Source organism: Mesorhizobium sp. M7A.F.Ca.CA.001.08.2.1, from assembly GCF_003998455.1.
GTDB classification, from domain to species: domain Bacteria; phylum Pseudomonadota; class Alphaproteobacteria; order Rhizobiales; family Rhizobiaceae; genus Mesorhizobium; species Mesorhizobium ciceri.
This window is the reverse complement of record NZ_RZPW01000922.1, coordinates 1-2,174: the sequence shown is the minus strand read 5'-3', so window position 1 is coordinate 2,174 and position 2,174 is coordinate 1. Positions and strand designations below refer to the sequence as shown.

The 2,174-nt window shown below is 59.1% G+C and carries 3 protein-coding genes and 1 pseudogene; 3 read left to right on the top strand and 1 reads right to left on the bottom strand.

Features of this window, described 5'->3' with window-relative positions; all coding sequences use genetic code 11:
* From EN914_RS32955 to EN914_RS32945, 3 genes are all read left to right on the top strand, one after another.
* Positions 1-739, top strand: a 739-nt coding sequence (locus EN914_RS32955) for a glycosyltransferase (protein ID WP_127389566.1), incomplete at its 5' end; no start/stop codon positions are given.
* On the top strand, positions 714-1,406 hold the full coding sequence (locus EN914_RS32950; protein WP_024504659.1) for a class I SAM-dependent methyltransferase: 693 nt from the start codon (positions 714-716) through the stop codon (positions 1,404-1,406). The genes EN914_RS32955 and EN914_RS32950, both read left to right, overlap by 26 nt.
* Entirely contained in the window at positions 1,399-1,848 is a 450-nt protein-coding gene (locus tag EN914_RS32945; RefSeq protein ID WP_224673146.1) for a GtrA family protein, read from the top strand. The genes EN914_RS32950 and EN914_RS32945 overlap by 8 nt, the downstream gene beginning before the upstream one ends.
* Before the next feature lie 3 nt (positions 1,849-1,851).
* Here EN914_RS32945 and EN914_RS32940 read toward each other — a convergent pair.
* Positions 1,852-2,174 (bottom strand): annotated as a pseudogene (locus EN914_RS32940) (hypothetical protein); the annotation flags it as partial.

Here is a 2,174-nt window from a genome sequence, read left to right as displayed (position 1 = left end):
CCTCCAAGACCCACCCGAGGTGGTCCTCGATCTGGTGGCGAAGTGGAAGGAAGGTTTCGAGATTGTCTATGCCCGGCGCGTTAAACGCGAAGGCGAATCTTTGTTCAAGCGCTTCACGGCAAGTCTCTTTTATCGCTTACTGGAAAAGATGACGACCGTCGACATTCCGCGCGACGTTGGAGATTTCCGGTTGGTCGGCGCCAAAGCGCTGAGAACTTTCAGACAGATGCCCGAACAGGATCGCTTCGTCAGGGGCATGTTTGGCTGGATGGGATTCAAGCAGGCGGCGGTGCCGTTCGAACGTCCAGCACGAGCCCTTGGCCAGACCAAATATCCATTCTGGAAGATGGTGCATCTTGCTGCTCACGCCATCGTCAGCTTCTCGGAACGGCCGCTGCGCCTGGCGCTCTGGGGTGGCTTGGCCATTTCTGCGCTGGCCGTCGCCTTTGGTGCGTTTGCAATTTATGCCTGGGCTTTTGAAACCGGCGTTGTTGCCGGCTGGACCTCGACCGTGATGATTGTATCGCTCCTGTGCGGCATCAACCTTTTCATGACCGGCGTAGTCGGGATGTATGTCGGAAGCATCCACGCTGAAGTGAAACGGCGCCCACTTTACGTGATCGATCGCCTCACCGGCTTCGACCGGGCGATGCCTGCCGTTCCCGTCAAGAACCGACGATCGTCTCGAAAATCCCGGATTGGAGTGCCGGCCAATGTCCGAACTCTTCGACAGTTATAGATCGATCTATGACGAGACAGTCCAGGGATCGATCCGATTTTCGGGGCTTAAGCACGACTTCTTTCTTAAGGCCAAGGCCGAGTTTCTGCGACGCGTTGTGGTTGAACGAGGGCTGGGCCCTGATGGCTCGGGTGTGCGGGCGCTTGATGTCGGCTGCGGCGTAGGCGTTCTCCATCCATTTCTCAAAGGCGCCTTCGCGTCCCTGGACGGCTGCGACATCTCGCCGGACTCCATCCTGCGTGCCAGGGAGGAAAATCCTGGCGTCATGTACAAGGTCTGCTCCAGCCTGACCCTCCCATACGACAACGGCGTCTTCGATCTGGCCTTCGCCAGCTGCGTCGTCCATCATGTACCGCCAGCTTCCTGGCTTGCGTTCGTACGCGAGATGCGGCGCGTCCTTCGCCCGGGCGGTGTCGCCTGCATCATCGAGCATAATCCCTATAACCCGCTGACGCGTCTGGCTGTGTTCCGGTGTCCCTTCGACCGAGATGCCGTGCTGCTCAGCGCAGCCAAAACAGCGTCACTCTTGCAGATGACAGGCTTCACGAACATCCGGTCCGAGCACTTCCTGCTGCTGCCGTCAGGCAGACCGTTTGCCCGAAAAGTCGAGCGCATGCTCGCCCGCCTGCCGTTGGGAGCACAGTATGTGTCTAGTGCGCGTGCCTGAGCACCTGTCTCCCGGCGACGACGCGCTCACGCTGCTGGCACGCTTCGGCATGGTCGGCATCTCTGCCACAATTCTGTATGCCGCTTTGGTTGCCGCTTTTTCCAAATCGCAACTGCTCGGTTTCACGCCCATCCAGGCTTCGCTTGGGGCATATGCCGCAGCCACCTTGTTTTCGTATCTCGCGCACAAATACCTGACGTTCGTGTCGGGCCGGTCGCATCGAACCGCAGCGCCACGTTTTCTCCTGCTGGCGGCAACAGGCTTTGCCATTGCCTATGGCGCGCCGGCACTTATGACGGTGAAGCTGGGCTTGCCGCTCGTCGTTCCCGTCCTGATTACGTGCCTGCTCGTTCCCACCATCAATTTCTTCGTCCTTGACCGGTGGGTTTTTGCCGATCGCCGTCCCGGTCGGCAGGGCAACCGCTCCCGCCAGCGGCGATAATACTTAAACGGCGTCCAGTCGAAACGACACCAATTTGATGGAGCGTTTGTAAATGCTGCTGGCGGCCTTGCTGGGCGGGATCCCGTCGAGATAGTCAAACGTCATCTCGAACGTGCTGGCGTTCGAAAAAGCTGCGTGCGGAATGAAGAACGAGACGGTCATGGGTTGCTTGCCCGACAGCGTAACCTTATGCACGGATACGCCATGGACTGAGATAATCACCCTCTGGGTCATCTGTGGCGGACGAACGACAGCGGCCATTTGTAGCGTTGCCTTTAGGCCGTCGCGAAGCGGCGGTATCTGCAGGCGGAGCCGCGAGGTTTCAC

Bases quoted from the DNA above. Each gene is read 5' to 3' on its own strand.
- EN914_RS32950 (WP_024504659.1), top strand. From the start codon at position 714: ATGTCCGAACTCTTCGACAGTTATAGATCGATCTATGACGAGACAGTC.